Here is a 26,314-nt window from a genome sequence, read left to right on the forward strand (position 1 = left end):
CCTGCCTTTTCAACGGCCTGAATTACAGCAGAATAATCCACATTTTTATCACTCTGAACATGTGCTGTTTCAGTGGCTAAATTCACTTGAGCATCAGTGATGCCATCGACTTTTTTTAAGGCTTTTTCAACCCGTGCCACACAAGAAGCACAGGTCATCCCTTCAATAGCAAGTGTGCCATCAAAAAGTTTGCGTTCTGTCGAATCTGTCATGGCAACATCCCAATCATATGTGCTTGTTTTAGGCTATAGCTTAAACTTTACCACAATGGGAAGGTCAAGTTTTTCTGACTCACAGCAAGGCTTTTCTTTAAGGTATAAAGAATTGCGAAGATTTAAAAACATAATCAATAATATTGAATAATGATTATTCAATTAGTTTATTTTTCTGATATTAAAACTACACCTTTCCTCATTATTCAGTAAGATAGAGATTCGTGACCACCAAACGAATTACTCTCTTTCGCATGTACAAACTGTCGAACATTTGCTTTAACTGCGCATATTTGTGTGCTTTTTTATTTTTAATTTTAAGTTGGAGTCTAGATCATATTGATGTTTGGCTCACTCAAGTGGTTATCCCTGCTGTCACGATATGCATACTCTTAGGCTTCCTGTTTAAATATATCGCTCGAAAGTTAGGATATGAACCGCCTAAACGAAAAATTAAACAAAAAATGCCAAAAACGATGATCAAGACGCGGCTTAAGACAAGTATAAATAACAAAATCATCAATAAAAAAGCCCATTCAAATGAACGGGCTTTTTTTCATGTCAGACCTATTAGTCAGCACTAATATCTTCAAATAAAACTGACGAAAGATAACGTTCACCACCATCCGGTAAAATGACCACAATGGTTTTGCCTGCATTCTCAGGACGTGCAGCAAGTTTTGCCGCAGCTGCCATTGCCGCGCCACTAGAGATACCCACTAAAATACCGTCATGAGTAGCCGTTTTACGCGCCCACTCAATTGCTTCAGCACTTTCAATACCGATCACTTCATCAACAAGGTCTAGATCTAAGTTACCCGGAATAAAGTTAGCGCCAATCCCCTGAATTTTATGCGGCCCAGGAGTCAGTGTTTCGCCTTTTTTCGCTTGGGCGATAATCGGGGATTCAGCCGGTTCTACCGCAACAGAATAAAGCGGCTGATTTTTCACTTTTTCAAAATAACTTGAAATGCCAGAAATCGTACCACCTGTACCTACACCCGATACTAAAATATCCACTTTACCACCAGTTGCTTCCCAAATTTCTGGGCCAGTGGTCAATTCATGAATTTTAGGGTTTGCAGGGTTTTCAAACTGTTGTGGTAAATAATACGTTTCAGGATGTTCGGCAACGAGGCGCTGTGCTTCTTCGACCGCACCTTTCATGCCTTTAGCAGGTTCAGTCAATACGAGATTTGCACCAAAAGACTTCAACACCATACGGCGTTCGATACTCATACTTGCTGGCATGGTTAATGTAATTGCATAACCTTTCGCAGCTGCAACAAATGCCAAAGCAATCCCTGTATTACCACTTGTAGGTTCTACAATATGCATACCCGGTTTTAATAAACCTTTTTCTTCTGCATCTGCAATGAGAGCTGCACCTACACGACATTTCACTGAAAATGCTGGGTTACGGCTTTCAACTTTAGCCAAGACCGTTGCATCTGACTGAATCGCACGATTAATACGAACCAAAGGTGTATTACCAATCGCTTCAGCGTTATTACTATATACTGCGATACCTAAATTACTCGTTGCTGGAAAAGCTGAATCTGTTGTCATGACTATTTATCCCTTGTGTATTTATTGAATACGATCTTTAGATGATACAATTATTTTCAAAGTGTGCATGATTTTTTAAGCTAATGTCTTATATTTATGTGCATTTTGTGAAAGCTTGCACTAAAATCAAGCAATAAATTTAACTGATTAACTAAATTTAAACTTATAAAAATTAATGATATTTGATTTCATAAAAAACCATAGAAATTGTCTTATTTATTCAATGTATTAAGCCGTGATATCCGTATACTTGAGCTGTTGTTAATCGTATGGACATATCCAATGAATACCGATCTGGAAATCACTACTATGCGTGATTCTGCCGAATTAGTCGTGGGCGTTTTAAAGTCGCTGGCAAATACGGATCGTCTACTAATTTTATGTCATCTAGCACAGCAAGAATTGAATGTGTCTCAGATTGAAGAAATCACTGATATTAAACAGCCAACCCTCTCACAACAACTGATGATGTTACGCAAAAGTGATGTTGTGACCACGCGTCGTGATGGAAAGCAAATTTATTATTCAATTAAAGATGCAAATTTAGTTCAAGTTCTCAATACTCTTTACCAATTGTATTGCAACCAATCTTATAAATAACACTCAGTTATTTTAAAATTTCAAGCCAGACATGCTGTTCTTGCACCACTATAGATGAATTATCGCAATGGGCAGCAATTCAATATCTCAATTTACCCTCCAAACTTCTTCAAAATATCTATATTTATATCGAATATCCAAAGCTTTAAATCAGCTCATACTTTTCATTAATTCATTTAAAATGATGGCTTCTTAAATATCCCCTTAAATTTCCTGCAATGTTGTACGCTCAAAATTTATTGCACAAGACTTCTTAGCATTTTTTATGCATAATATATATGAAATTGTGATTTAGATAAGTTTATGTCAGATTTAAAACCTCATTTCTTACAGAAATTTCCTGCTTGGCAGTGGTTACAGCACTACAGCACTGTGAAATTTAAATCTGATGTACTTGCTTCGCTAATCGTGATTGCCATGTTAGTCCCTCAAGGTATGGCGTATTCCATGCTGGCAGGTTTACCCCCAATCATGGGTTTATATGCCAGTATTTTACCTATGATTGTCTACGCCCTCATTGGTGGAAGTTCAACCTTATCTATAGGCCCTGTGGCAATCATTTCGATGATGACCTTCGCCACGCTCAATCCGCTATTTGAAGTTGGTTCGCCTGTTTATATTGAAGCCGCTACACTTTTGGCCTTAATGGTCGGGCTGATTTCTCTGCTGCTAGGTGTACTACGTTTTGGTTTTTTAATTCAGCTGATCAGTCATCCTGTCATTAAAAGCTTCATTATTGCCTCGGCTCTGCTCATTGCGCTCGGTCAGTTTAAGTTTCTTGTCGATGTCCCGCTAAAAGCCAACAACATCCCTGAGTTTGTTTTAAGTTTGTGGGAATACCTGAGTTTGACTCACTTTGCTTCACTCATTTTTGGTGTGCTGGCCATACTGTTTTTAATCTATGTACCGAAAATATTGGCGACTCAATCAATTCAATCTAGATTCGGCTCTACTGCCTTTCTAAGTAAAGCACTGCCACTGATATTAGTGGTGATCTCGATTGTATCGGTGATGTTATTTGACCTGCAAAATGTCGGCATTAAAACTGTCGGTGAAATTCCTTCAGGTTTTCCACCCTTAAGCTTTCCACATTGGAACTGGGAATTGGTACAAACCTTACTGCCCGGTGCAACAATGATTGCCATGATCAGTTTTGTTGAGTCACTTTCTATTGCTCAAGCTACTGCCTTACAACAACGCAGCCAACTCAATAGTAACCAAGAGTTGATCGCTTTAGGTTTAGCCAATCTAAGCGCAGGTGTTAGCTCTGCCTTTCCTGTGACGGGTAGCTTATCGCGTACAGTTGTTAATGCAGATGCAGGTGCAAAAACACCGATGGCAGGTGTGTTGTCGTCATTGCTGATTATCGTTGTCAGTCTCTACTTCACTGGTTTTTTCCAAGACTTACCTTTAGTGATCTTGGCGGCCACAATTATTGTTTCCATTTGGAAATTAGTCGACTTTAAACCTTTTGTGGATACATGGCGTTATTCAAAAGCTGACGGGATTGCGATGTGGGTGACCTTTTTCGGTGTGGTGTGTATCGATATTTCTACAGGTCTCATTATTGGCATCATTTCTACTTTTATTCTGTTGTTATGGCGCATCAGTCGTCCACACATTGCGGTGATCGGTTTAGTCGAAGGCACACAGCACTTCCGCAATGTACAGCGTCATCATGTCTATACCGCACCACATATACTCTCGCTCCGTATAGATGAAAATATCTCGTTTTTAAATGCCAATACGCTTAAAGGTTTCCTGATCAATGAAGTCAGTCAAAATATTGACCTAGAGCATGTTGTTATCAATTGCTCAAGCGTCAGTTCAATTGACTTAAGTGCCTTAGAAATGTTGGAAGAGTTAAATGCTGAATTATCAAAATTAGATATTCGACTGCATTTTTCTGAAGTCAAAGGTCCTGTCATGGATAAATTGCAGCACTCAAAATTACTCACTCATTTGAGTGGTCAAATTTTTCTCACCCATTATCAAGCCATGACAGAGCTTGCTACAGCCAGTTCTGAATACCAAATTTAAAGGTGTATTCGCTCACTGTTTAATCAAACCAAATTTGATAAACAGTGAGTTTTGAAAGGCTTACATTTTAATACACAAAAATAGATTATAAAAAACAAAGATTTATTTTTAAATAAAATTATTTTATAAGCATTCTATATTTTCGTATAAAATACAGCACTAATTTTCATCATTTTGTCATTGTAATTCTGACAAGGCTCTCCTATGTTTTCAGCATTTACACGCTTGAGTTTAGTAACCCGAATTATTATCGCCATTATTTTAGGTGTATTGGTTGCTGTTGTGGCTCCGGGCGTTGCACCCTATTTAAGTTTGCTTGGTGATTTATTCATTAAGGCATTGAAATCCGTAGCACCGATACTGGTCTTTGTACTTGTACTGTCATCCATTGCAAATTTCAAAGTGGGTAGCAGTAATTCTTACATTAAACCGATTATGTTGATGTACGCTATTGGTATGTTCCTTGCTGCTTTAAGTTCAGTAGTAGCAAGCCTTTTATTCCCTAGTACATTAATTCTTGATGTTGCTGCAGAAAACCTTGTGCCGCCAGGCAGTCTTGCTGAAATATTGAAAAACTTATTATTAAGTTTTGTCGCAAACCCTGTTACAGCAATTTCTGAAGCAAATTTCATTGGTATTTTGGCTTGGGCTGTTACCTTAGGTATTGCATTTCGTCATGCATCAGAGAACACCAAAGTCTTTTTATCTGACGCTGCTGATGCAGTGAATAAAGTGATCCGTTTAGTGATTAACTTTGCACCTATTGGTATCTTCGGTTTGGTTGCTGTTACATTTGCCGACTCAGGTCTAAAAACGCTTGTTAGTTATGCGCACTTACTTGCGGTATTACTCGGTACCATGTTCTTTGTAGCTTTGGTCATTAACCCACTAATGGTGGCATTTATGACTCGCTCAAACCCGTTCCCATTGGTTTTCCAATGTCTACGTGAAAGTGGTATCACTGCATTCTTTACACGTAGTTCCGCTGCAAACATTCCAGTTAACTTAGACCTTGCAAAGCGTCTTGGTGTACCAGAGTCAACTGCAAGCGTAGCGATTCCTTTAGGTGCAACTGTCAATATGGCAGGTGCATCGGTCACAATTACAGTCCTCACACTAGCAGCAGTTCATACTTTGGGCATTTCTGTTGATTTCAGCACAATGTTGATTTTATCAGTCGTTGCTACCGTTTCTGCATGTGGTGCTTCAGGTGTTGCTGGTGGTTCATTGCTGCTTATTCCAGTGGCTTGTGGCCTGTTTGGTATTTCAAGTGATATCGCGATGCAAGTTGTTGCCATTGGTATGGTTATTAGCGTACTTCAAGATTCAACTGAAACAGCTTTAAACTCTTCGACTGACGTATTATTTACAGCTGCAGTCGACCGTGGTTTAAGATAATATCCTGATATTGGATACTTTTTAAGGCGAGGCCATGCCTTTTCAGACTTTACCGCTTTGGATACAACTGGGTGCTTTTTTTCTCGCAGTGAATGCAGGAATGATTAATGTACTCGGCCTGGTGACGATCTTGCACCAGTCGGTATCTCACATGACGGGTAATGTCAGTATGTTAGCCATGGCTTTAATTGCATGGCAGCCGGCTACAATTATTTATTTGATTTTAGTGTTGCTCTGTTATGTGATTGGCTCATTTTATAGTGGGCTAATTCTAGGAAATAGTCACTTTAGCTTAACGCGACGTTATGGCGTCCCATTAAGCTTAGTGGCTTTTTTTATTGTCCTGTGTTGGATGATATTGCCCTATTTTCCACGTTACGCTTTGCTTTGGGCATGCGTGGCGATGGGTGTACAAAATGCAATGGTCAGCCACTATAAAGGTACCATTATTCGTACCACACATCTCTCTGGTGTTTTGACGGACTTAGGTTTAGCTTTGGGCTATAAAGCTCGCGGATTGCCTGTTGAGTCTAAACGTGTAGTTTTACATGTATTAATTTTGGTTGGATTTATCGTTGGTGGCATACTTGCCAGTTGGCTTTATCCTTATTTAAAATTAAACGCATTCCTAATTCCTGCCGCACTCAGTGTAGTTATGAGCGCAGTATATTGGATCATCTATTTTCATTATCGACATATACACGATTAGTTGGAACGTACTATGGTTAAAAATGCATTACAGGCGCAACTGCTTAAAGCAGGTCTGGTCGATAATAAAAAGGCAAAAAAATTGTCTAAACAAGCCGTACATGAAAAACGTACTGGTGAAAGTAAAGATGCTGAAATCAAGGCGAAAATTGAGCAAGATCAGCAGCAGAAAATGGCCAAAGATCATGCTTTAGAGCAAGATCGTAAAGCAGTTTTGCAAGAAAAAGAATTAAAAGCTGCCATCATGCAAATGATTAATCAGCATAAAATTCGTGATACCGATGGCGAATCGACCTATCAATTTATCGATGATGCCAAGATTAAAAAGCTTTATATCAATCAGCAAATTTATAATGCCCTGGTTGCTGGCAGTCTTGTTATTGCACGTGAAAATAGCAACTATGCTTTTTTACCAAAAGAATTAGCCGACCGTATTAATGCGAAAATGGAAGGTTTTATTATTGTGAATAACTCTGAAGTCAATGAACAAACCACGGATGAAGAAGATCCGTATGCAGCTTATGTAATTCCTGATGATTTAATGTGGTAAGCACTTCAAATCGCCAATGAAGCTCCCGATTCGGGGGCTTTTTTTTATCAACATTAATCTTTTTCAGTCCATAAATATCGGTTATACCTTCAAAAAATCATTCCTTAGCACCCAATAAGTAACATTATGGACTATACATGTCGTAACTCCGTAAATTTTACGAGTATAAAATTGCTTATATAATCACCACAATTACAATAGTTTGATCATTAACCCTTTCATTTACATCAATAAGAGTAGAATGATTTTGGAAAAATTTCAGTTCATTAAAAATATTCAAGACTGGTCAGATCAATATCCGTGGCTAGAAATGCTGACTTCGCTCAGTCTTATTATTATTTTTGCCATTATCGCAAATTTTATCGCCAAGCAAATTGTGGTACGTGGTATTCGTAAGCTCGTGTCTAAAATGGCATTTAGCCACAGTCAAATTTTGTCAGAACATAGTGTGATTAAACGCTTTGCCAACATTGTTCCAGCAATTGTAATCTTAAATGGCATAACCACAGTCCCACATTTATCTGTGAAGTTTATCTCAATCGTTCAAATGGCTTGTCAGGCCTTTATCTTCCTGACCATTGCTTTAGCCATTTCTGAATTACTAAATATTTTTAATCTGATTTATCAACGTAATCCAAAATCTAGAAACAAACCAATTAAAGGCTATTTGCAGTTGGTCAAATTGATCATCTTTTTGGTTTGTGGCCTAATGATCTTAGGTACTTTTCTGAAAAAAGATGTATTTACATTACTCGCAGGCTTTGGTGCTATGGCGGCCGTGCTCATGTTGGTTTTTCAGAACACCATTTTGTCACTGGTGGCTTCGGTACAAATTTCTTCTTATGACATGGTGCGAATTGGTGACTGGATTGAGATGCCTTCGCTTAATGCGGATGGCGATGTCATTGATATGTCATTACATACTATTACCGTGCAGAACTTTGATAAGACCTTTACCACGATTCCAACCAATAAACTGGTGACTGACACCTTTAAAAACTGGCGTGGTATGGCACAGTCTGGTGTGCGCCGCATCAAACGCTCGCTTTATATTGATCAAAGCTCTATTCATTTCATGACTCAGGATGAGCAAAACAAACTCAAAGAATTTTTATTATTAGATCAATATCTTGATCATAAGCATGAAGAGCTTGCTCAGTTTAATCAGCAACTTTCAAATCAATCGAAATATAATCAGCGCCGTTTAACCAATCTTGGGACCTTTCGTGCCTATGTAGAATTCTACTTACAACAGCATTCAGGCATTGCCCAACACCAAACGATTTTGGTGCGTCAGTTACAACCCACGAGTGAAGGCATACCTTTAGAGATTTATGCTTTTAGTAAAACCATTGCATGGAAAGATTATGAAGCGATTCAATCTGATATCTTTGACCATCTGATTGCAATCACACCTGAGTTTGGTCTTAAAATCTATCAAGCCCCTTCTAGTGCCGATTTTAAAACCCTCGTTCAACCAAATGTTGATAAAAGCTAAGACTTAATTGCGCATCTCCCCATGTATATTTGAAGAAGAAATTCTTTAGGTTAAAGAATTCACAATGTCGATTGAATATATATTGGGGGCGTTTTCTTTAAAAGCTATTCGACATCTGCTAGTGCTTGTTTATCGCGCAATGCAAGGATTTAGAGCAGGCTAGATAAATGCGCTGATCGTATAATTTCCTAAAAATATAATGCATCTGAAACAACTAAAAATAATTAACTGATGTTACGCACATAACAGTAATTTCACATTTTAAAAATGATTTTTAATTCTATTCGACGGAGTCTTACATCTAGGGGGTGAATAAAGGGATTAGCCTTCGGCTGGAGGTACTTTTGTTTTGGCAAAAGCACCCAAAACCATTGTCATCCGCAAAACTCGTTCACTAGCGTCAAATTATTCAAAGTATCGCAAAAACATTTTTGATTAGAAGAAGTGCTGTCTCAAACACTTGCGGATGACGTTACCGCGTATCATACTTTTATTTAAATCAAATTACGCTTCTAGTGTTACTGCGTAACATCAGTAATTAAAAAAACCCAAACAAATACTATACAAATGTAGACAATTTTAGATACTATTTGTTAACAGTTGCATAAAAACGCTTCTAAAATAGGAGCTTGGTCATGGAAGGCCCCAAGAAACCTTCTCAGAAATCAGTTAAAAACGAATCACAATTACTCATAGAATCGATTAATCGCACTTCTGCCAAACATACGCTCATACAGGCAGAAGCATGTGACTTAGAGAATCGTGTCCGTATTGAGCGTGCTTTATCCGACCCGATTGCACGTATCCCGGCACAGTTTAAAAATGCTTATTACAAATTTTTGTACTACAACCAGAAAGACTATTTAAAGCAGGTCAACTATTTCGCTCAATTGGCATTTTTAATCTATTTTTGGGCAGATCGCTATGTTCTGCCTGACATAGAAGTACTGTCAGGTGTGATTCGTATCATTGCTATTATTGGTGCATTTAGCCTGAACTATGTTCTGTTTAAATATATCAAACAGATTAAATTGCTCGATTTAATATTACCACTAGCGACTTGCCTTTCTGCAATCCTCTGGTTTGAGATATTACTTCAGTCGAAAAATGAACTGGTTCATAGCTATCAATATGCCGCCATTATTTTGATCGTATTGGGTAATTTAAGTATTCATGTGCATTTTCGCCCTTCGATTATGACCTCAGCCATGATCACGGCAGCGATCCTTTTTGGCGCATGGCGCATTAATGATTTTGGTGATTTTACAATATTTTTATTGGTGTACGTTCCTGTGCTGCTGTTCAGTATGTATATCTGCTGGAACTCTACGCTCAACTCTCGTAAAACGTTTCTAAGAGCGCTGCTAGATGACTGGAACTTTCATACCCTGCGCAAAATTGCCCATACGGATGAATTAACCCAGTTAAGCAATCGTCGCCAATTTGTACATGCTGCCAATAAAAAAATCCAAGAAACCCCAATGACGGTCTGTACCAGTCTTTTGATTTTTGATGTCGATCATTTTAAAGCGATTAATGATCAATACGGACATGATGTCGGCGACCAAGTGCTATGCCAAATTGCTGAAATTGCGCGTAAAGAAATGCGGTTTTACGATATGTTGGCGCGTTTCGGGGGTGAAGAATTTATTGTACTTTTGCCTTTTACCGTCCCAGAAGATGCATTAAAAATTGCTGAACGGTTAAGACATAAAATGGAGCAACATCAGTTTCATATGGATGGTCAATTGGTGAAATTTTCGATCTCCATTGGTGTTTCCAAAATTGACCCTGACCACGCCAAACTCGATCAGTTAATTAAACAAGCCGATATTGCTTTATATGAAGCAAAACGCCAAGGTCGTAATCGGGTTGTACATTTTAATTTTATGAATTTTTGCAGCCAAGCTTTTTAATAAATAAACAAATCAAAATGGAGAAAAACCAGCGAATCCATTACACTCAGAGCGGAAGAAAGAAAGATTAATTACAGTAAAATTCTCAGGTTATCTGCATGCTTAAATGGTTTGAAAACTTAGTTGACGCTTATCCTGAACAGGACTTGAATAAACCATTGCCGACAAAATTTTTCCCCTTTGTATGGCAAGCTGCAACGGGTGTAAAAAAATACCTATTGATATTGGTACTCTGTACAGCTGGTGTAGCGAGTTTTGAAGCACTGCTTTATGCCAAAATTGGTGAATTAGTCAATTGGATCAGTAAGTCTCAACCTGAAACCTTTTTACAGCAGCACCAGACCAATCTGACCATTTTAAGCTTTATTTTATTGGCAAATATCTTCTTTTCTTGCCTTCAAACCATTATTAAACATCAGATTTTATATAGCACCTTTCCAATGCGTCTACGTTGGAGATTTCATAACTTATTACTGAAACAAAGTTTAGATTTCTTCCACAACGACTTTGCTGGTCGTTTATCTGCCAAAGTCATGCAAACTTCACTGGCTGTACGTGAGTTTTGGATTATTCTTGGGGATATGTTGGCCTATGTCTTCATTTACCTGATTTCGATCACCGTCATTTTAGGTGCTATATCGCCACTGTTGATTGTTCCGTTATTACTTTGGCTGGCTTTATTTATTGGTTCTGCATGCTATTTCATCCCAAAATTGAGCAAAATTTCAAATGAACAAGCCAATGCACGCGCAGTAATGACTGGTCGTGTCACCGATGCTTACACTAATATTCAAACGGTGAAATTGTTTGCCCATGCGGGCCGCGAAAGCCAATATGCCAAAGCCTCAATGAAAGAATTTATGGTGACGGTGTATAAGCAAATGCGTCTTGCAGCAAAATACAACATCGCGACGAATTTGCTGATCATTGTTTTATATGGTGGCGTACTTGGAACAGCCGTTTGGCTTTGGATGGATGGTCAAGCTGAGCTTGGGGTCATTGCAGCAGCGACCGCTATGATTTTAAAACTCAGTAGTATTTCCGAGTTTATGATGTGGCAAACGTCTGCCCTATTTGAAAATGTCGGGACCATTCAAGATGGGATGAAAACCATGGGTCGCCCAATTCAGATTCAAGACAAAGCTGATGCAACCGACTTAAAAGTACCGCAAGGCGAAATTAAATTTGAGGACGTCAGTTTTGCTTATAATGATAAAAATGTCATCGATCAATTTAATTTAACTATTCGACCAGGTGAAAAAATTGGTATTGTCGGGCGTTCGGGTGCCGGAAAATCAACACTAATTCAACTTTTACTCCACTTTTATGATATCAACCATGGTCGTATTTCGATTGATGGCCAAAATATAGAAGATATTACCCAAGATAGCTTAAGAAAAAATATTGCTTTGGTGACTCAAGACACCTCGTTATTGCATCGTACGGTCGAAGAAAATATTAAATATGGTCGCCCGAATGCAACAGATGAAGAAATGTATGATGCAGTGCGTAAAGCGAAAGCTGATGAATTCATTCCTCAATTGATCGACTTACGTGGTCAACGTGGTTATGACGCATTTGTCGGTGAACGTGGCGTAAAATTATCAGGTGGTCAGCGTCAACGTATTGCGATTGCTCGAGTATTTTTAAAAGACGCACCGATTTTAATTTTAGATGAAGCCACAAGTGCGCTCGATTCAGAAGTCGAAGCCGCGATTCAATCGAGTTTAGATGATTTGATGCAAGGTAAAACTGTGATTGCCATTGCGCATCGACTTTCAACAATTGCGCAAATGGATCGCTTGATTGTCTTGGATCAAGGACGTATTGCTGAGCAAGGCACCCACGAAGAGCTTGTTGCTTTGAATGGTATTTATGCACACTTGTGGCAGCGTCAAACCGGTGGATTTTTAATAGAACAACATAAAGTAGAATCAAAGGAAGATGAAAATGCTGTATCTGGAAGACCTTAAAGTTGGTGATCACTTTAGCAGTCGTGAATATGAAATGACTGTTGAAGAAATCAAGCAATTTGCCAACGCTTATGATCCTCAGGAATTTCATACAGATGAAGTCAAAGCCCAACAGCACCCGATCTTTCAAGGATTAGCGGCAAGTGGTTGGCATACCGCTGCTGTAACGATGCGCTTATGGACTGAATGTTTCCCTGTGGCTTATGGCTTAATTGGCTCTGAGTCAAGTCTGCGTTGGCCATGCCCAACACGTCCGGGAGATAAAATTCGTGTAGAAGTTGAAATATCTGCAATTACTCCGTCGAAAAGTAAGACAGACCGCGGCATTGTGACCTATGTTACGCAAGCGCTTAATCAGCACAATGACGTTCTTTATATGTCTACGACCAAAATTGTGGTCTTTTCCAAAGATTTTAAACCGAATTAATCCTTAACGGCCTACTTTACAACGCTAAGGTAGGCCGCTATAAATAGTTGAGCCTAGTCAGTTTGTCCAACAATTTTTGTGGGATACAACACGGAATCATGCCAATATAACCTTGAACAGAAGAAAAACCCGCATTGCAACGGAACGCTATGAAAACAATTAATTCCCGTCAGGATCAGGGTATTCCCGGAGTGTATGGATTGCTCCTTTTAGATGTGGTATCTCGATGGGGCTACACTGCAGAAACATTATTTAGTCCATTCGGATTAAACAGCGAACAATTGGCTGAACCAGATTTCCGTATTCCAACACCCATCGCCAATCAATTGGTAGAGCACGCACTACGATTAACCGGTGAGCCCACTTTAGGTTTTCATTTGGGCAACCAAATGCGCATCTCTATTCATGGTTTTATTGGCTATGCCATCATGACGGCGAAGGACATAACCGATGCCTTAGTCTTGGCAAACCGTTTTATTCAGCTACGCATGCCCTTTTTACAGCTTTTTTTCTCGACTTTTGGAACCAAAGCGACTGTTCAACTACAAACAGACGTTACGATTGAGCCTTTACGTACTGAGATTTCGATTGCCTTAATTTTTGGCATGATCAGCATGGGCAAAGCAATTACCGGTGTGGATTATTCTGCTGGTGAAATTGATTTTGATTTCCCTCAACCTGAAGGTTTTGAGCGGTTTATTGCCAAATATCCACGGCACCAATTTAGATTTGATCAGCCACACCTTTTACTCAGTTTTGATAAGCAATATTTAACCAATAAATTGGTCCATGCAGACCCGATTGCCAGTCAAATCGCGATTAATCAATGTGAAGCTGAACTCTCCGCTTTGGGCGAACGTCACCGTATTGCCATGCGCGTTCGTGACATTTTAACCAACTCCGAGCAGCACTATTTAAGTATCGAAAGTGTTGCTGAACGGCTACACATGTCCGATCGAACCCTTAAACGCCAACTTGCTGCTGAAGGGACTTCATTTTCAACTTTGGTCGACGAAGTTCGCTACCGCCATGCTACTTCGCTTCTATCACGGACTGACTTTACCTTAGAGCAAATTGCTGATGAATTGGGCTATAGCGATGTTGCCAATTTCAGCCGTGCATTTAAACGCTGGAGTGGTCGTAGCCCAAGCAATTGGCGTAAAGATCCGTACTTATAAGTCTTTTGTTTTACGTAAAAAGCATGTATAACTCATGCCAAAAATGAATTTAATGGATTTAAGGAGTTATCAATGAATCATCCTTCAGATTTAAAGTACGCAAGTACACATGAATGGGTGCGAATTGAAGGTGACCTTGTTGTTACAGGCATTTCTGATCATGCACAAGACGCATTGGGTGATTTAGTTTATGTTGAAGCACCAGATGTTGGTCAACATATCACAGCTGGCGAACAAGCGGGTGTGGTTGAGTCGGTAAAAACTGCTTCTGATATTCATGCTCCAGTTTCTGGTGTGGTTGTTGAAGTCAATCCGGACCTTGAAGATGATCCTGATTTTGTAAATGATGCACCTTATAGCAAAGGTTGGATTTATAAAATTAAACCAGACAATATGGCTGATGTAGATGCTTTGTTGACAAGCGAGCAATACGAAGCTGGTCTGTAAATATTTCTAATATCAAAAAAATCAGCCCTCAGGCTGATTTTTTTATTTCAATATGATAGCTGAATTGGCTTATATACCATTTGCATAAATATCCAGCTTATATTTCTTCCGAAGCTTCGGTACTTTCAGGTTCTTCTTTCTTTTCTTCAACCATACTAAAAGATTGTGCAGCCGCTGAAGTACCATTTGCACGTGAACTTTTAAGTTTAATTTGCAAACGTAGTTCATTGGTTGAATCAGCATTTCTTAAAGCTTCTTCATAAGAAATAGCGCCGTCATTATATAAATCAAATAAAGCTTGGTCGAAAGTTTGCATCCCAAGTTCACGAGATTTTGCCATAATCGCTTTTAGTTCATGAAACTCACCTTTCAAAATCACATCTGAAATAAGCGGCGTATTTAACATGATTTCAACGGCTGCACGGCGTCCTTTACCATCTTCAGTCCGGATTAATCGTTGCGAAACAATCGCTTTCATATTGCTCGATAAATCCATAAGCAATTGATTTCTTCGCTCTTCTGGGAAGAAGTTAATGATTCGATCTAGGGTTTGATTGGCGTTATTTGAATGTAGCGTACCTAAACATAGATGACCTGTTTCAGCAAAGGCAATCGCATGTTCCATAGTCTCGGTATCACGAATTTCACCGATTAAAATCACATCTGGCGCTTGTCTTAGAGTGTTTTTTAAGGCGTTATGCCACGAATGACTGTCTACACCGACTTCACGATGTGTAATCATTGATTTTTTATGCTTATGCACATATTCCACTGGGTCTTCAACAGTGATGATATGGCCTGCGCTGTTTTCATTTCGATAATCAATCAACGCCGCTAAAGAGGTTGATTTCCCCGAACCTGTACCACCAACCACTAAAACCAAACCACGTTTTTCCATAATCACGTGCTTAAGCGAAGCCGGTAATTTAAGTTTTTCAAAATTTGGAATTTCTGCGGTAATGGTACGAATGACCATACCTACATGTAACTGTTGCTGAAATACATTGACACGAAAACGCGAAACGTTTGGCACACTAATCGCAAAGTTACATTCTAATTCTTTCTCAAATTCTTTGCGCTGCTTCTCATTCATCAAACTATAGGCGAAAAGCTTTGTTTTCTCAGCATCAAGTTCTTGCTGCCCAAAGGGTTTCATCATGCCTTGATGTTTAATACTTGGTGGAAAATCTGCCGTAATAAATAAATCAGAACCCCCATATTCAACCACTTTGGTTAACATGTGGAACATAAAACGGCGTGCTTCTTCCAGCAATTCAGCAGTGTACATCAACTTGCCCAATATAAAATTTCAAACACCCAAGCACAGATTGTCATTATTTCAGGCGCTGTATTGGGCTTAGATATTATTGTGCATAAAAAGTGTGATTCACTCAAACATAAAATACTGAATTATCAGTATATATTCTAGGAAATATGCCATTTTTCAATTTTTATATCGCAGTAAACAATAAAGTAAATTTCAAAATAAAAGCCTTAGAACAATCAATGTTCTAAGGCTTTGGGGTAAATCAATTCAGACTGAGTATGCTCTGGATTGTTAAGCACTACGTTTAATTTGTGATGCACGAAGTTCATTCGTAACCTGTTGAATCAAAGCAATGGTCTTATCCCAACCTAAGCATCCATCTGTTATAGATTGACCATAAGTCATGTCACGACTAATTTTTTGATTACCATCCACTAAATGACTTTCTAACATCACGCCACGCACTTGGGTATGCTCACGCTCCGCTACAATAGTGCGTAATACTTCAGGTTGCTTCATTGGGTCTTTATGGCTATTACCATGACTACAATCGATCACTAAAGCCGGTAAATCGCCTTTTACTTTACTACGAATTTTGTCTATTTCAGCCAAACTATAATTTGGACCTGTATTGGAGCCACGTAAAATCAAATGTGCTTGTGGGTTGCCAACAGATTCTAAAATACACGGTAAGCCGGCTTGACTCATACCTAAGAACTGGTGTGGATGGGACGCAGATTGAATGGCATCTAGAGCAATTTGGATTGAGCCATCTGTTCCGTTTTTGAAACCAATACTGTATGGCATATGACTCGAGATTTCACGATGAATTTGTGATTCGCTGGTACGCGCACCGATTGCACCCCACGCCAATAGGTCATCAAAATAACCTGTCGCCATTGGGCTTAAAATTTCAGAGGCGATCGGCAAACCCATTTCAATAATTTGTAAGTACAGCTCACGTGATTTTTCTAAGCCCAACTGCATATTAGATGAACCATCTAAACTTGGGTCATACATATAGCCTTTCCAGCCCACTGTAGTACGTGGTTTCTCAATGTATGCGCGCATCACAAGAAAAATTTGATCTGAAACCTGTGCCTGTAATTGTTTTAATTTTTCAGCATATTCCAACGCAGCAATTGGATCATGGATTGAACATGGGCCGCTAATAATCATTAGACGCGGGTCTTGACCCGTCAAAATATTTTGAATCGTTGCACGATGTGCAGCAATTTGCTCTGCAGCATGAACTGATAAAGGTAATTGTTGTTTCAATTGATGTGGCAAGCTCAAAAGTGTTTCTTTTGGCTGTGTAGATTTCTGAATTTCTGAATTTTGAGTTTGTTGTAAAGCTGTATTTAGCGCATTCATTGGTTCTATTCCTTTGGACTGTATACATTAACAGTCCGATCTTTTATCTGAGCGTTATGGGACTTTGGGACTTCAAGGCTTTAGACATAGACTGACTAAAGTAAAACCAATAACCGTTGCTAAAATATGAATTATTTACTGTAAACATGAGATTTCTCCAAAAATATTATAAAAATCAAGACATAAAAAAACCTGATCAGGGTTGCCGATCAGGTATAAACTTGGTGGGCAACCTTTTTCATGCCCGAACGCGTTCAGGCAATTATCTAAACTGCCAGAAGTAATAATATGCGTTTGAGATTAAAGGTTGCTTTAACATCTTGATTTCATCAAAAAGTATCTGTCTGAAAATTAAAATACGCTGTATTCATCGGTTTGACAATAGTTTTTTGCTATTTTGTTGTATTAAATAACTCTGCTGTCAATTATTGCGACCTCTTTTTAAAATTTGATGTATTGATTAATAAATAAACATTTATTAGACTGCACAAAATTAGGCTGTATAAAGCTTTTTTCCATTTTTTTTTAATTCGAGTATTTGCCAATGAAGTAAGCCCTGTTTTTTTCATCATCAAATCCATTTTTTTGATGTGCAAACACATGGCTAATGACTTCGACTGCATTTTCTCAATTATTGTCTTTTTTATAGAATAAAATTAGTTATTTGTATTGCGCATCTTTGCTATCGCAAGGTGCATCTATGACTCAAACGGCTTGTACAATTTCCAAATTAAGCTTGGAATTTCCCTCTAAAACACTTTTTAAAAACCTGAAATTTAACCTCAATCAACAACTTTCGGCATGTATTGGTCGCAATGGTTTAGGAAAGTCCTGCATCCTTAAAATCTTACATGCGCAAAATCTGAAAGATCTCCCCTATGAAGGTGAAATTTCATGGAATGTACCACATGCCTATTTATCACAATTTTCTCGACTAGAAGCTGACACGATTGCTTCTGCACTCGGTGTGGAAGATTTATGTAGCGCATTTCAACGTATCGAAATAGGCAATGCCAGTTTTGAAGACTTTGAGCTGACTGAAAACCAATGGTACCGTCCTGCACTATGGCAGCAACAACTTAAGCAGGCGTCACTTCCAACCGATTTAAATTTCCCAGTCGCTCAGCTGAGTGAAGGTCAAAAAACCAAATTGGCTTTGTGTGCATTATTTTTAAAAACTGACCATTATTTACTTTTGGATGAACCTAGTAACCATTTAGACGCGTCTTCACGCTTCTGGCTCATCGATCGTTTAAAAAACCATCCTGCGGGTGCATTCGTCGTCAGTCATGATCGAGAGTTGCTGCAACATGTAGAGCATATCTATGCTTTAAATGGGTTTGGACTCAGTCATGTTACTGGCAACTATGAAGACTACGTTCAACAAAATGATCTGCAAAATAAAGCCTTACAGCGTAATGTTTTACAGCAGCAGCGTGAGTTAAAACAACTCAAATCACAGCAACACAAAACACAGATGAACGCGCAAAAACGAGAACAACAAGGTCATGCACTACGCAAGTCAGGCTCCCAAGCCAAAGTATTACTCGATTTTAAAAAAGAACAAGCCGGTCAAAGCCTCGCGACAGTTCAAACGCAACAGCAGAAGCAATTGGAAGAAAAGAGAACCCAACTGATTCAGTCACAGCAACTACTTGAACATGTCAAAGAGCAGAAATTCGTTTTTCAACATCACGCTGAAAAAACAGGAGAAATTTTAAGAGTTAAACATTTTCATCGCAAAACATCTCAGCACCTTCCTTTCGATTTGGCCTTACAGGCAGGTGAAAAAATTCATTTAAAAGGAAAAAATGGTATTGGTAAATCTACATTTCTAAAATATCTGAGTCAGATCACATCACAGTCTAGCCATGAATTATTTTTGTCTGTGCATACCCTGTATTTAGACCAAAACTTGAGTGATTTATCACCTGAACTGAGTGTTTTGGACAATCTAGCAAAGTTTAATCGTGAGGTTTCCTCAACGGAATGGCGTAATCAACTCGGTCAACTTAGAATCCGCGGTCAAAAAGCGGAACTACCATTTCATTTTTTAAGTGGTGGTGAACGTTTAAAAGTGACGTTGTTGGGCTTAAATTATTTAACACCGAATATTGAGCTTTTACTGTTAGATGAACCTGAAAACCACTTAGATATAGAGTCTAGAGTGTTATTGGCTCAAGCCATCCAGCATTATACCGGTGCGGTGATTCTCGTTTCACATGATGCTTATTTTGTAGATTCTTGTGGCATTCAGAGTAGCGTACAATTAGTTGAATAGCTCTTATGTTTTAGAAAGATCTAAAAAAAGCCAAAGTAGATGAACGCTACTTTGGCTTTTTTAATGCTTTAGAAATCATCCATTGGAAGCATTAAGGACAATATTGCTTAACACTACTGTTTTTTAACGCCCGATTTTCTTCATGATTTTTTGTTTAAGGCGCTGCTGAAGTGATGCTGAGCGTTCCTTGAGCTCGGCTCTCCAGTCATTCGGCACTGAGCATTTCGCGAGGCGAACCCAAACGCTAGCAAACTGTTTGATAAAACTGGCTTCATTGTAGTGAATACCATATTCCTCACAGAGTGCTTTAATTTTAGGTGCGGCTTCTGCATAGCGATTCGCAGGCATATCTGGAAATAAATGGTGTTCAATTTGGTGACTCAAATTACCACTGAGTATATGTAACCATTGTGTTCCACTAAAATTACTTGAGCCACGAATTTGACGGAGATACCATTCTGCTCGAGTTTCATTTTCGGTATTGTCCATTTCGAAGTTTTCCGCATCTTCTGTAAAGTGGCCATTAAAGATGACAGCGGAAGCCCATAAGCTACGAATCACGTTGGCTACAGCATTTCCTGCAAATACCGGAATCGCATTGGGACCTGCAATAAGCGGGAAAAACACATAATCTTTAATCACTTGGCGCTTAATTTTCTGACGTACATCGGCCGCTTCATGCCATACATCTTTCCAAGTTTTGGTTTTATACGCAATAACATCTTCTAAATGTAAACGTTGAATGCCGACATACCACTCAAAGAAAACCATGAGTTGGGCAGCCAGTGGAATATTAAAAAGGAAACGTGTCTCCCACTTTTGCGATTCACTTACACGGATTAAGCCATAGCCGACATCATGGTCCATACCGACAATATTGGTATAGGTATGATGCACATAGTTATGGGTATATTTCCAGTCTTGACCTGTGGCAATGGTATCCCAATCATAATTAGCACCATTTAAACTCGGGTCATTTAACCAATCAAACTGACCATGCATCACATTATGACCGAGTTCCATGTTCTCTACGATTTTAGAAATACCCAATAAACCGGTACCCAGTAACCACACCGGTGGAATCCAGCCTGCAAACATCAACATGCCACGAGATGCGATCTCGCTATAACGGACAAAATTGCGAATTTTATAAATATACGCTGCATCTTTTTCACCTACACTCTGCATGATTTCACGGCGAATTTGCTCAACTTTTTCGCCAAATTCAGCAGTTTGTTCTGGAGATAAATAACGTGACTTACTATTCGGACGAATATATATCGATTGATTCATGATGATGCCCCTGATTTGTTTTTATGCGGCTTGGGTTAGAGTTGAATACGTACAGGTGAAATTGCCTGAGAAACACATAATTTTATTTGTGTGTTATTCGCATGATCTATTTCGCCGGTGAGTAAGTTTTTCACTGAACCCTGTAATTTTGTGCACGAACAGGTATTACAAATACCCATCCGACAGCCATGGGCTGGTTTTAAACCAGCTTTTTCAGCACTTTCCAGTAAATTACCCTCTGCCAAAAAATCCTGCTGGGCTAAACTAAAAGTAACAGGTTGAGCAGGCACTGAATCATCAGCAATCATCTGAAAATATTCAGTATTTAAACACTCTGAAAGCTTGAACTCACGATACAATTGTTCAATGCTTTGCATCATTGGCGCTGCACCACAGGCATAGCAATCTCGCTGCTTAAAATCAGGGACCATGTGATTTAGCACCTCTGGTGAGATATGCAATTTGGTTTTCAGCGTATTAATCGCATGTAAATGTGCATGGTTAGATTGCTTCGCCAGTTGAATCAATTCATCCAAATAAGCATCATCTCGATTGAAATAAATCAGGTCAACCGTACGCCCAAGCTGAATCGCTTGTTTAAACAAAGCCATGATTGAGGTAATACCACTACCTGAAGCAAGCAGTAAAATTGGTCGATCCGAATTTAGCTTTAGGCCAAACTCACCTTGCGGTTGCGATAATTCAACAACATCACCTGTTTTTAATTGCGTCAGACAGTTGGACACTTTGCCTTGTTGTTTGACTGCGATTACTACATGACCAGATGTATTGATTTCGACGATGCTATAGCTACGTTGATGACGTACACCATCTTTGACAACTGTCACCAGAACACATTGGCCTGGTCGATAATTTTCTGCTTTAAAATTTTGATTCGCTAAAAAACTCAGTTCATAAAACCCGATCCCCACACAACGTGATTTGACCAATTGTGCTTTTACACGTTTGTAGGCCCAAATTGCATCAAATTTTTCTGCAATATAATCAATAAAATCTTCCCGAATCCACTCAGGCTTGTAACTTGTAGTTGTCATTTTTTGCCTCGGATAATGCATTAATATACATTTGTTTTTTAAATTATGCTTACATTAAGTTTAGTGCTAATTCCCCACCATGTGAATTCGGGACAAAATCTATCATTTGGCATTTTTTATCATTTTATGTCTAACAATCTGTCACTTTTTGCAAATCCAAATTTGAAGTTCTGATTTGTCGTAACAACACAAATAAAAAAAACTAGGCCAAAGCCTAGTTTTTAAAACAGTGAAAGTTAACGCATTAATATTTAATGATTAGTAGATAAATCAATAATATTTAAATCAATGTTTAGTCTTCAAAATGCACAACAGAGCGAATTGATTTACCTTCATGCATTAAATCAAACGCTTCATTGATTTTATCCAACCCCATGGTATGGGTCACGAATGGTTCAAGTTTGATCTCACCTGACATGGCTTCTTCTACCATACCCGGTAATTGTGAACGACCTTTAACACCACCGAATGCAGTGCCTTTCCAAGTACGACCAGTAACCAATTGGAATGGACGGGTTGAAATTTCTTGACCTGCACCTGCCACACCAATAATCACAGATTGACCCCAACCACGGTGAGCACATTCCAAAGCAGAGCGCATCACATTGGTATTGCCAATACATTCAAATGAATGGTCGACGCCCCAGCCCGTCATTTCTACAATCACTTCCTGTACAGGACGTTCATAATCTTTTGGATTAACAAAATCTGTAGCGCCAAATTCTTCAGCCAGTTTGAATTTGTCAGGATTGGTATCTACGGCAATGATACGACCTGCTTTGGCTTTTTTAGCACCTTGTACCACAGCCAAACCAATACCACCTAAACCAAAGACTGCAACTGAGTCACCTTCCTGAACTTTAGCGGTATTTTTAACTGCACCAAGGCCTGTTGTTACGCCGCAACCCAACAAACATACATGTTCATGGTTCGCTTCAGGGTTAATTTTTGCCAAAGACACTTCTGCAACCACAGTATATTCAGAGAATGTTGAACAGCCCATATAGTGATAAATCGGCTGACCATTATACGAAAAACGTGTTGTACCATCTGGCATTAAACCTTTCCCTTGTGTTGCTCGAACAGATACACAAAGATTCGTTTTACCCGATTTACAGAATAAACATTCACCACATTCTGCGGTATAAAGCGGAATAACATGATCACCCGGTTGCACTGAAGTCACACCTTCACCGACTTCAACCACAACACCTGCACCTTCATGCCCTAAAATAGCTGGAAATACACCTTCAGGATCATCACCTGACAATGTAAATGCATCTGTATGACACACACCTGTATGGCTAATTTTGACTAAAACCTCACCTGCTTTCGGTGGTGCCACATCAATTTCTACAATTTCTAAAGGCTGACCCGGTCCAAAAGCAACGGCTGCACGTGATTTCATGTCTAAAAACATCCTGTATGGCTTATATTAACAGATGAGTTACAGTAACCTCTTTTTAAGCCTAAATACAACCTTAAAACATGATGTTATGATGAATTTTTCAAGGAATGATTAATGCTATTCGAATGATACAATTACGTGAAATAAGTTGTACTGTCGGTTTAACTGTTTCGATCAGCCTATTAACTGGATGCAGCTTACCTAGCAATCAGTCAAAAAAAGATGTCCCTATACAATCACATGCAGAAAAATGGATTACGTCTGCTACGGATTTAGAAAAATTAGAACAAAAACAAACGGCTTATTTAGCATTAGATGATGCCTTCTTAAGCATTGCTTCTCGCCTACATTTGATTCGAAATGCAAAATACACCATCGATTTGCAATATTATATTTGGGAAAATGATGCTATTGGGCATCTGATGTTTCAAGAATTACTGCATGCCGCTGACCGTGGGGTAAAAGTCAGGCTACTAATTGATGATCAAAACGGGACGAAACTCGATCCGACCTTACAATCCCTTTCAGCTCATCCCAACATTTCAATCAAACTGTTTAATCCCTATAAATTCAGAAATTTACGTGTCATTGATTATGCATTTCGCTTAAAGCACATTAACCAGCGTATGCATAATAAATTAATTATTGCCGATGGTTTTATGGGCGTAACTGGTGGTCGTAACATCAGTAATGAATATTTTGATGCCAGTGAAAGTTTTCAATTTACAGATTTGGACATCCTTTTCTATGGCGAAGCCATTCAACAAGCCAATCAGGTGTTTTTGAACTTTTGGAATGATGATTTGAGTTATTCTGTCCAGCAATGGATTGGTGCAGGTACAAAAGAAGAATTAAGTCAATTAAGACAACAATACCAAGAAAACTCTACAACGTTGACTAAAGATCAACAGCGCATTAACTATGCACAGCAACAACTGGCGGCTCAGCTTAAACTAATACCGGTGAATTGGGCCGAAGCACATTTCATTGCGGATAGTCCGAATAAAATTCGTGGTGAGGCTAAAGAGCAAGAATTAATTTATAACCAATTTTCTACTTTGATGGGACAGCCCAAGGAACGTATGGAATTGGTTTCAGCTTATTTTGTTCCCACGCAACAAGGAACTGACTTTTTGACGGGTCTTGCAGGCAAAAATGTAGAAGTCCGTGTGTTAACCAATTCATTTTTAGCCAATGACGTCGCTGTCGTTCATGCGTTTTATCAAAAATATCGCAAAGATTTACTCGAAAATGGCGTGAAACTATATGAATTTAAACCTTATATAGAGCGTTCAAAACGCACATGGTATGAGGTCATGACGGGAAATATCATCCCTGCAAAAGGCAAAAATGCCTCTAGTTTGCATGCAAAATTTTTCGATATCGACGGAATGGTGTTTATTGGATCGTTTAACTTTGATCCACGTTCCGCAAATTTAAATTCGGAAGTTGGCCTTGTCGTGAAATCTGATCGATTACAAAATGATATTTCTGCCGCATTAAACGAATATTTACCGCAAATTGCGTATGAATTAAAACTAGATAAAAATGGCGAAATCATTTGGTTAGAGCATCAAAAAAATGGAAAAACCAAAACCTATACCCATGAACCTGAAACAACTCGATTCCAACGATTTAGTATAAAAGCAGTGTCATACCTCCCGATTGAATGGATGATGTAATGACAACGTACTGCTAAATGATTGAATTGCCCTCGTCGAGGCTATTTATTGAAATAATCTGATAAGTTCGATCAAGTCAAAAACGGTCTTAGTCAGTCTCGTTCATATGAGTGCTGGCTTTTGAAAAGAACCAAACCATTGACTTCACCCAGACATTCCACTTGGCCATAATTGGCTGCTTTCAGCGCGGCTAAATGTTCCTCAACTGACATATACAACTCATGATTTTGCTGTGCATGTGGTGCATATAAATGATCACATACAAAATACACGCCTTGTGTGTTTAACAACGTTTTTACAGTCCGATGAAACTCCGCTGCATACGCCTTATGCCTCAATTCATGTAAGGCCTGATGAATAATAATCACATCAAAGGTGCTTTTCTCATTGAAATGAAGTGATTCTTCCCAAGCAGATTGTTTGAAATCCCCTGTTATAAAATTACATTTTAAGCGTTGCGCTGCACTTAATTTTTCTTTTGCCAAGTCATGCATAGCTTCGGAAAAATCAAATGCTGTGTAATCTATATTTGGACAATGATTGATTAAAAACTCTGCCAAATAGCCTGGGCCTGAACCGAGTTCAAGCACGTGCGCATTCGGGTTTAAAGCCAAAATAGAGTCGACATACATTTGAAAGATGTCATAACGCCACGGTCGTTTAAGATTCACTTCAGCGGCCCATTGTTTAGCTTCGATTGGATCTTTTAAGTCTATGGGGCTGCGCACATCATTTATGTGAATATTATTTTCGCAATTCATTTATCTTAGACTTAATTTAGATAGATTGAATGCTATTTATACATAAAATATCTCAATAAAAGCAAAGGTTTTACTCACACTTGATGATGCTTTAACATCCACCGCTTATTTTGTTTTATCTCCCCCTAAAGTTTTCTAATGCAATTTTTTGATTTAAGCCGCCAATTTAATTTAAGTGATATTTTAACGCCTTTTACAACACTTCCCGAACTGGGTCATCAAGAATGGTTTTTGTCGAAAGTTCGGGTTGAGCATGACTGCTTATCTGACAATGACATGATTGAAGGCCAAGCTGTACTTAAATCTAATCACAATATTCAAATTGAGTTGGAATGGTTAATTCAAGATACAGGTCATGAATTACAGCTTTTATTTAAAGGCATTGAAACTGCAGCTAGCGAAGAAACTTTGGTGATCGTGAAAGGCGCGCAAATTGTAGATGATGCAAACAAAAAAGTTTCATCTCAGACATTGAGTTTATGGATCGATGGCACTTTACTACCTATGCTGCCGAATATTCGCAAAGAAATTAAAGCGCGTTTAAACCTTTGGGATTATGTTGAATATGATGGTTAAGGAATTGGTGTTTATCCCTTATTAAGATGCCACGTTTTAATCATTGAATGTTTGCCTGTTTAAATGAGATATATATTTCAAGGTATCTCACAATAACGTAA

Annotated in this window: 21 protein-coding genes and 1 pseudogene; 14 read left to right on the forward strand and 8 right to left on the reverse strand. The window is 38.7% G+C overall.

Features of this window, described 5'->3' with window-relative positions; translation table 11 throughout:
• Positions 1-2: 2 nt before the first annotated feature.
• Both FTT94_RS16875 and cysK read right to left on the reverse strand, forming a co-directional pair.
• A pseudogene (locus FTT94_RS16875) lies at positions 3-212 on the reverse strand (heavy metal-associated domain-containing protein); the annotation flags it as partial.
• 570 nt (positions 213-782) lie between these two features.
• The gene (gene cysK, locus FTT94_RS01145; protein WP_180170071.1) at positions 783-1,781 is read right to left on the reverse strand and encodes a cysteine synthase A; all 999 of its coding nucleotides are present in this window, start codon (positions 1,779-1,781) and stop codon (positions 783-785) included.
• 282 nt (positions 1,782-2,063) lie between these two features.
• Between cysK and FTT94_RS01150 the strand changes: the two genes are divergently transcribed.
• The 11 genes from FTT94_RS01150 (at position 2,064) to gcvH (ending at position 14,516) form a co-directional block, all read left to right on the forward strand.
• Complete coding sequence (locus FTT94_RS01150; protein WP_078193801.1) at positions 2,064-2,381, forward strand: helix-turn-helix transcriptional regulator; 318 nt, start codon at positions 2,064-2,066, stop codon at positions 2,379-2,381.
• A 303-nt stretch (positions 2,382-2,684) separates the two neighbouring features.
• Positions 2,685-4,421 (forward strand): SulP family inorganic anion transporter, encoded by a 1,737-nt coding sequence (locus FTT94_RS01155; RefSeq protein WP_180170072.1) that lies wholly within the window; start codon positions 2,685-2,687, stop codon positions 4,419-4,421.
• Between the two features lie 204 nt (positions 4,422-4,625).
• A complete protein-coding gene (gene sstT / locus FTT94_RS01160) occupies positions 4,626-5,819 on the forward strand; it encodes a serine/threonine transporter SstT (RefSeq protein ID WP_168377527.1) in 1,194 nt (397 codons plus the stop codon).
• 34 nt (positions 5,820-5,853) lie between these two features.
• On the forward strand, positions 5,854-6,528 hold the full coding sequence (locus tag FTT94_RS01165; RefSeq protein WP_168377528.1) for a YoaK family protein: 675 nt from the start codon (positions 5,854-5,856) through the stop codon (positions 6,526-6,528).
• 12 nt (positions 6,529-6,540) lie between these two features.
• On the forward strand, positions 6,541-7,077 hold the full coding sequence (locus FTT94_RS01170) for a DUF2058 domain-containing protein (RefSeq protein WP_168377529.1): 537 nt from the start codon (positions 6,541-6,543) through the stop codon (positions 7,075-7,077).
• Between the two features lie 241 nt (positions 7,078-7,318).
• Complete coding sequence (locus tag FTT94_RS01175) at positions 7,319-8,575, forward strand: mechanosensitive ion channel family protein (protein ID WP_373686006.1); 1,257 nt, start codon at positions 7,319-7,321, stop codon at positions 8,573-8,575.
• Positions 8,576-9,210: 635 nt separating this feature from the next.
• Complete coding sequence (locus FTT94_RS01180; protein WP_180170073.1) at positions 9,211-10,491, forward strand: GGDEF domain-containing protein; 1,281 nt, start codon at positions 9,211-9,213, stop codon at positions 10,489-10,491.
• Between the two features lie 98 nt (positions 10,492-10,589).
• Positions 10,590-12,464, forward strand: a complete 1,875-nt coding sequence (locus FTT94_RS01185) for an ABC transporter ATP-binding protein (protein ID WP_180170074.1) — start codon at positions 10,590-10,592, stop codon at positions 12,462-12,464.
• Positions 12,442-12,891 carry a MaoC family dehydratase gene (locus FTT94_RS01190; RefSeq protein ID WP_180054813.1) on the forward strand — a complete coding sequence of 150 codons (450 nt, stop codon included), beginning with the start codon at positions 12,442-12,444 and terminating at the stop codon, positions 12,889-12,891. The genes FTT94_RS01185 and FTT94_RS01190 overlap by 23 nt, the downstream gene beginning before the upstream one ends.
• A gap of 149 nt (positions 12,892-13,040) precedes the next feature.
• Positions 13,041-14,069, forward strand: a complete 1,029-nt coding sequence (locus FTT94_RS01195) for an AraC family transcriptional regulator (RefSeq protein ID WP_078190954.1) — start codon at positions 13,041-13,043, stop codon at positions 14,067-14,069.
• A 72-nt stretch (positions 14,070-14,141) separates the two neighbouring features.
• Positions 14,142-14,516, forward strand: coding sequence for a glycine cleavage system protein GcvH (gene gcvH, locus FTT94_RS01200; RefSeq protein WP_078193810.1), 375 nt, complete (start codon positions 14,142-14,144; stop codon positions 14,514-14,516).
• Positions 14,517-14,613: 97 nt separating this feature from the next.
• Here gcvH and FTT94_RS01205 read toward each other — a convergent pair whose 3' ends face one another.
• Positions 14,614-15,804: a PilT/PilU family type 4a pilus ATPase gene (locus tag FTT94_RS01205; protein WP_180170075.1), complete on the reverse strand. Its 1,191-nt coding sequence runs from the start codon at positions 15,802-15,804 to the stop codon at positions 14,614-14,616.
• A gap of 270 nt (positions 15,805-16,074) precedes the next feature.
• Positions 16,075-17,157 carry a 3-deoxy-7-phosphoheptulonate synthase gene (locus FTT94_RS01210; RefSeq protein WP_180170076.1) on the reverse strand — a complete coding sequence of 361 codons (1,083 nt, stop codon included), beginning with the start codon at positions 17,155-17,157 and terminating at the stop codon, positions 16,075-16,077.
• Positions 17,158-17,857: 700 nt separating this feature from the next.
• On the opposite strand from FTT94_RS01210, the gene FTT94_RS01215 reads away from it, so the two are divergent.
• On the forward strand, positions 17,858-19,438 hold the full coding sequence (locus tag FTT94_RS01215) for an ATP-binding cassette domain-containing protein (protein WP_180170077.1): 1,581 nt from the start codon (positions 17,858-17,860) through the stop codon (positions 19,436-19,438).
• A gap of 123 nt (positions 19,439-19,561) precedes the next feature.
• On the opposite strand, the gene FTT94_RS01220 is transcribed toward FTT94_RS01215, so the two are convergent.
• From FTT94_RS01220 to FTT94_RS01230, 3 genes are all read right to left on the reverse strand, one after another.
• On the reverse strand, positions 19,562-20,731 hold the full coding sequence (locus tag FTT94_RS01220; RefSeq protein WP_180170078.1) for an acyl-CoA desaturase: 1,170 nt from the start codon (positions 20,729-20,731) through the stop codon (positions 19,562-19,564).
• A 35-nt stretch (positions 20,732-20,766) separates the two neighbouring features.
• Entirely contained in the window at positions 20,767-21,786 is a 1,020-nt protein-coding gene (locus FTT94_RS01225; protein ID WP_180170079.1) for a flavin reductase family protein, read from the reverse strand.
• Between the two features lie 292 nt (positions 21,787-22,078).
• Positions 22,079-23,194, reverse strand: coding sequence for an S-(hydroxymethyl)glutathione dehydrogenase/class III alcohol dehydrogenase (locus FTT94_RS01230; protein WP_168377538.1), 1,116 nt, complete (start codon positions 23,192-23,194; stop codon positions 22,079-22,081).
• Between the two features lie 125 nt (positions 23,195-23,319).
• On the opposite strand from FTT94_RS01230, the gene FTT94_RS01235 reads away from it, so the two are divergent.
• Positions 23,320-24,876, forward strand: coding sequence for a phospholipase D family protein (locus FTT94_RS01235; RefSeq protein ID WP_180170080.1), 1,557 nt, complete (start codon positions 23,320-23,322; stop codon positions 24,874-24,876).
• Between the two features lie 92 nt (positions 24,877-24,968).
• On the opposite strand, the gene FTT94_RS01240 is transcribed toward FTT94_RS01235, so the two are convergent.
• Entirely contained in the window at positions 24,969-25,637 is a 669-nt protein-coding gene (locus FTT94_RS01240) for a class I SAM-dependent methyltransferase (protein WP_218955969.1), read from the reverse strand.
• 138 nt (positions 25,638-25,775) lie between these two features.
• On the opposite strand from FTT94_RS01240, the gene FTT94_RS01245 reads away from it, so the two are divergent.
• Positions 25,776-26,213 carry a hypothetical protein gene (locus FTT94_RS01245; protein ID WP_078193815.1) on the forward strand — a complete coding sequence of 146 codons (438 nt, stop codon included), beginning with the start codon at positions 25,776-25,778 and terminating at the stop codon, positions 26,211-26,213.
• Positions 26,214-26,314 lie beyond the last annotated feature (101 nt).

This window comes from Acinetobacter sp. YH12027 (assembly GCF_013420085.1).
GTDB classification, from domain to species: Bacteria; Pseudomonadota; Gammaproteobacteria; order Pseudomonadales; family Moraxellaceae; genus Acinetobacter; species Acinetobacter amyesii.

Coding starts and splice junctions, on each gene's coding strand:
- cysK (WP_180170071.1), bottom strand. CDS start 1,781: ATGACAACAGATTCAGCTTTTCCAGCAACGAGTAATTTAGGTATCGCA.
- FTT94_RS01150 (WP_078193801.1), top strand. CDS start 2,064: ATGAATACCGATCTGGAAATCACTACTATGCGTGATTCTGCCGAATTA.
- FTT94_RS01155 (WP_180170072.1), top strand. CDS start 2,685: ATGTCAGATTTAAAACCTCATTTCTTACAGAAATTTCCTGCTTGGCAG.
- sstT (WP_168377527.1), top strand. CDS start 4,626: ATGTTTTCAGCATTTACACGCTTGAGTTTAGTAACCCGAATTATTATC.
- FTT94_RS01165 (WP_168377528.1), top strand. CDS start 5,854: ATGCCTTTTCAGACTTTACCGCTTTGGATACAACTGGGTGCTTTTTTT.
- FTT94_RS01170 (WP_168377529.1), top strand. CDS start 6,541: ATGGTTAAAAATGCATTACAGGCGCAACTGCTTAAAGCAGGTCTGGTC.
- FTT94_RS01175 (WP_373686006.1), top strand. CDS start 7,319: ATGATTTTGGAAAAATTTCAGTTCATTAAAAATATTCAAGACTGGTCA.
- FTT94_RS01180 (WP_180170073.1), top strand. CDS start 9,211: ATGGAAGGCCCCAAGAAACCTTCTCAGAAATCAGTTAAAAACGAATCA.
- FTT94_RS01185 (WP_180170074.1), top strand. CDS start 10,590: ATGCTTAAATGGTTTGAAAACTTAGTTGACGCTTATCCTGAACAGGAC.
- FTT94_RS01190 (WP_180054813.1), top strand. CDS start 12,442: ATGCTGTATCTGGAAGACCTTAAAGTTGGTGATCACTTTAGCAGTCGT.
- FTT94_RS01195 (WP_078190954.1), top strand. CDS start 13,041: ATGAAAACAATTAATTCCCGTCAGGATCAGGGTATTCCCGGAGTGTAT.
- gcvH (WP_078193810.1), top strand. CDS start 14,142: ATGAATCATCCTTCAGATTTAAAGTACGCAAGTACACATGAATGGGTG.
- FTT94_RS01205 (WP_180170075.1), bottom strand. CDS start 15,804: ATGTACACTGCTGAATTGCTGGAAGAAGCACGCCGTTTTATGTTCCAC.
- FTT94_RS01210 (WP_180170076.1), bottom strand. CDS start 17,157: ATGAATGCGCTAAATACAGCTTTACAACAAACTCAAAATTCAGAAATT.
- FTT94_RS01215 (WP_180170077.1), top strand. CDS start 17,858: ATGACTCAAACGGCTTGTACAATTTCCAAATTAAGCTTGGAATTTCCC.
- FTT94_RS01220 (WP_180170078.1), bottom strand. CDS start 20,731: ATGAATCAATCGATATATATTCGTCCGAATAGTAAGTCACGTTATTTA.
- FTT94_RS01225 (WP_180170079.1), bottom strand. CDS start 21,786: ATGACAACTACAAGTTACAAGCCTGAGTGGATTCGGGAAGATTTTATT.
- FTT94_RS01230 (WP_168377538.1), bottom strand. CDS start 23,194: ATGAAATCACGTGCAGCCGTTGCTTTTGGACCGGGTCAGCCTTTAGAA.
- FTT94_RS01235 (WP_180170080.1), top strand. CDS start 23,320: ATGATACAATTACGTGAAATAAGTTGTACTGTCGGTTTAACTGTTTCG.
- FTT94_RS01240 (WP_218955969.1), bottom strand. CDS start 25,637: ATGAATTGCGAAAATAATATTCACATAAATGATGTGCGCAGCCCCATA.
- FTT94_RS01245 (WP_078193815.1), top strand. CDS start 25,776: ATGCAATTTTTTGATTTAAGCCGCCAATTTAATTTAAGTGATATTTTA.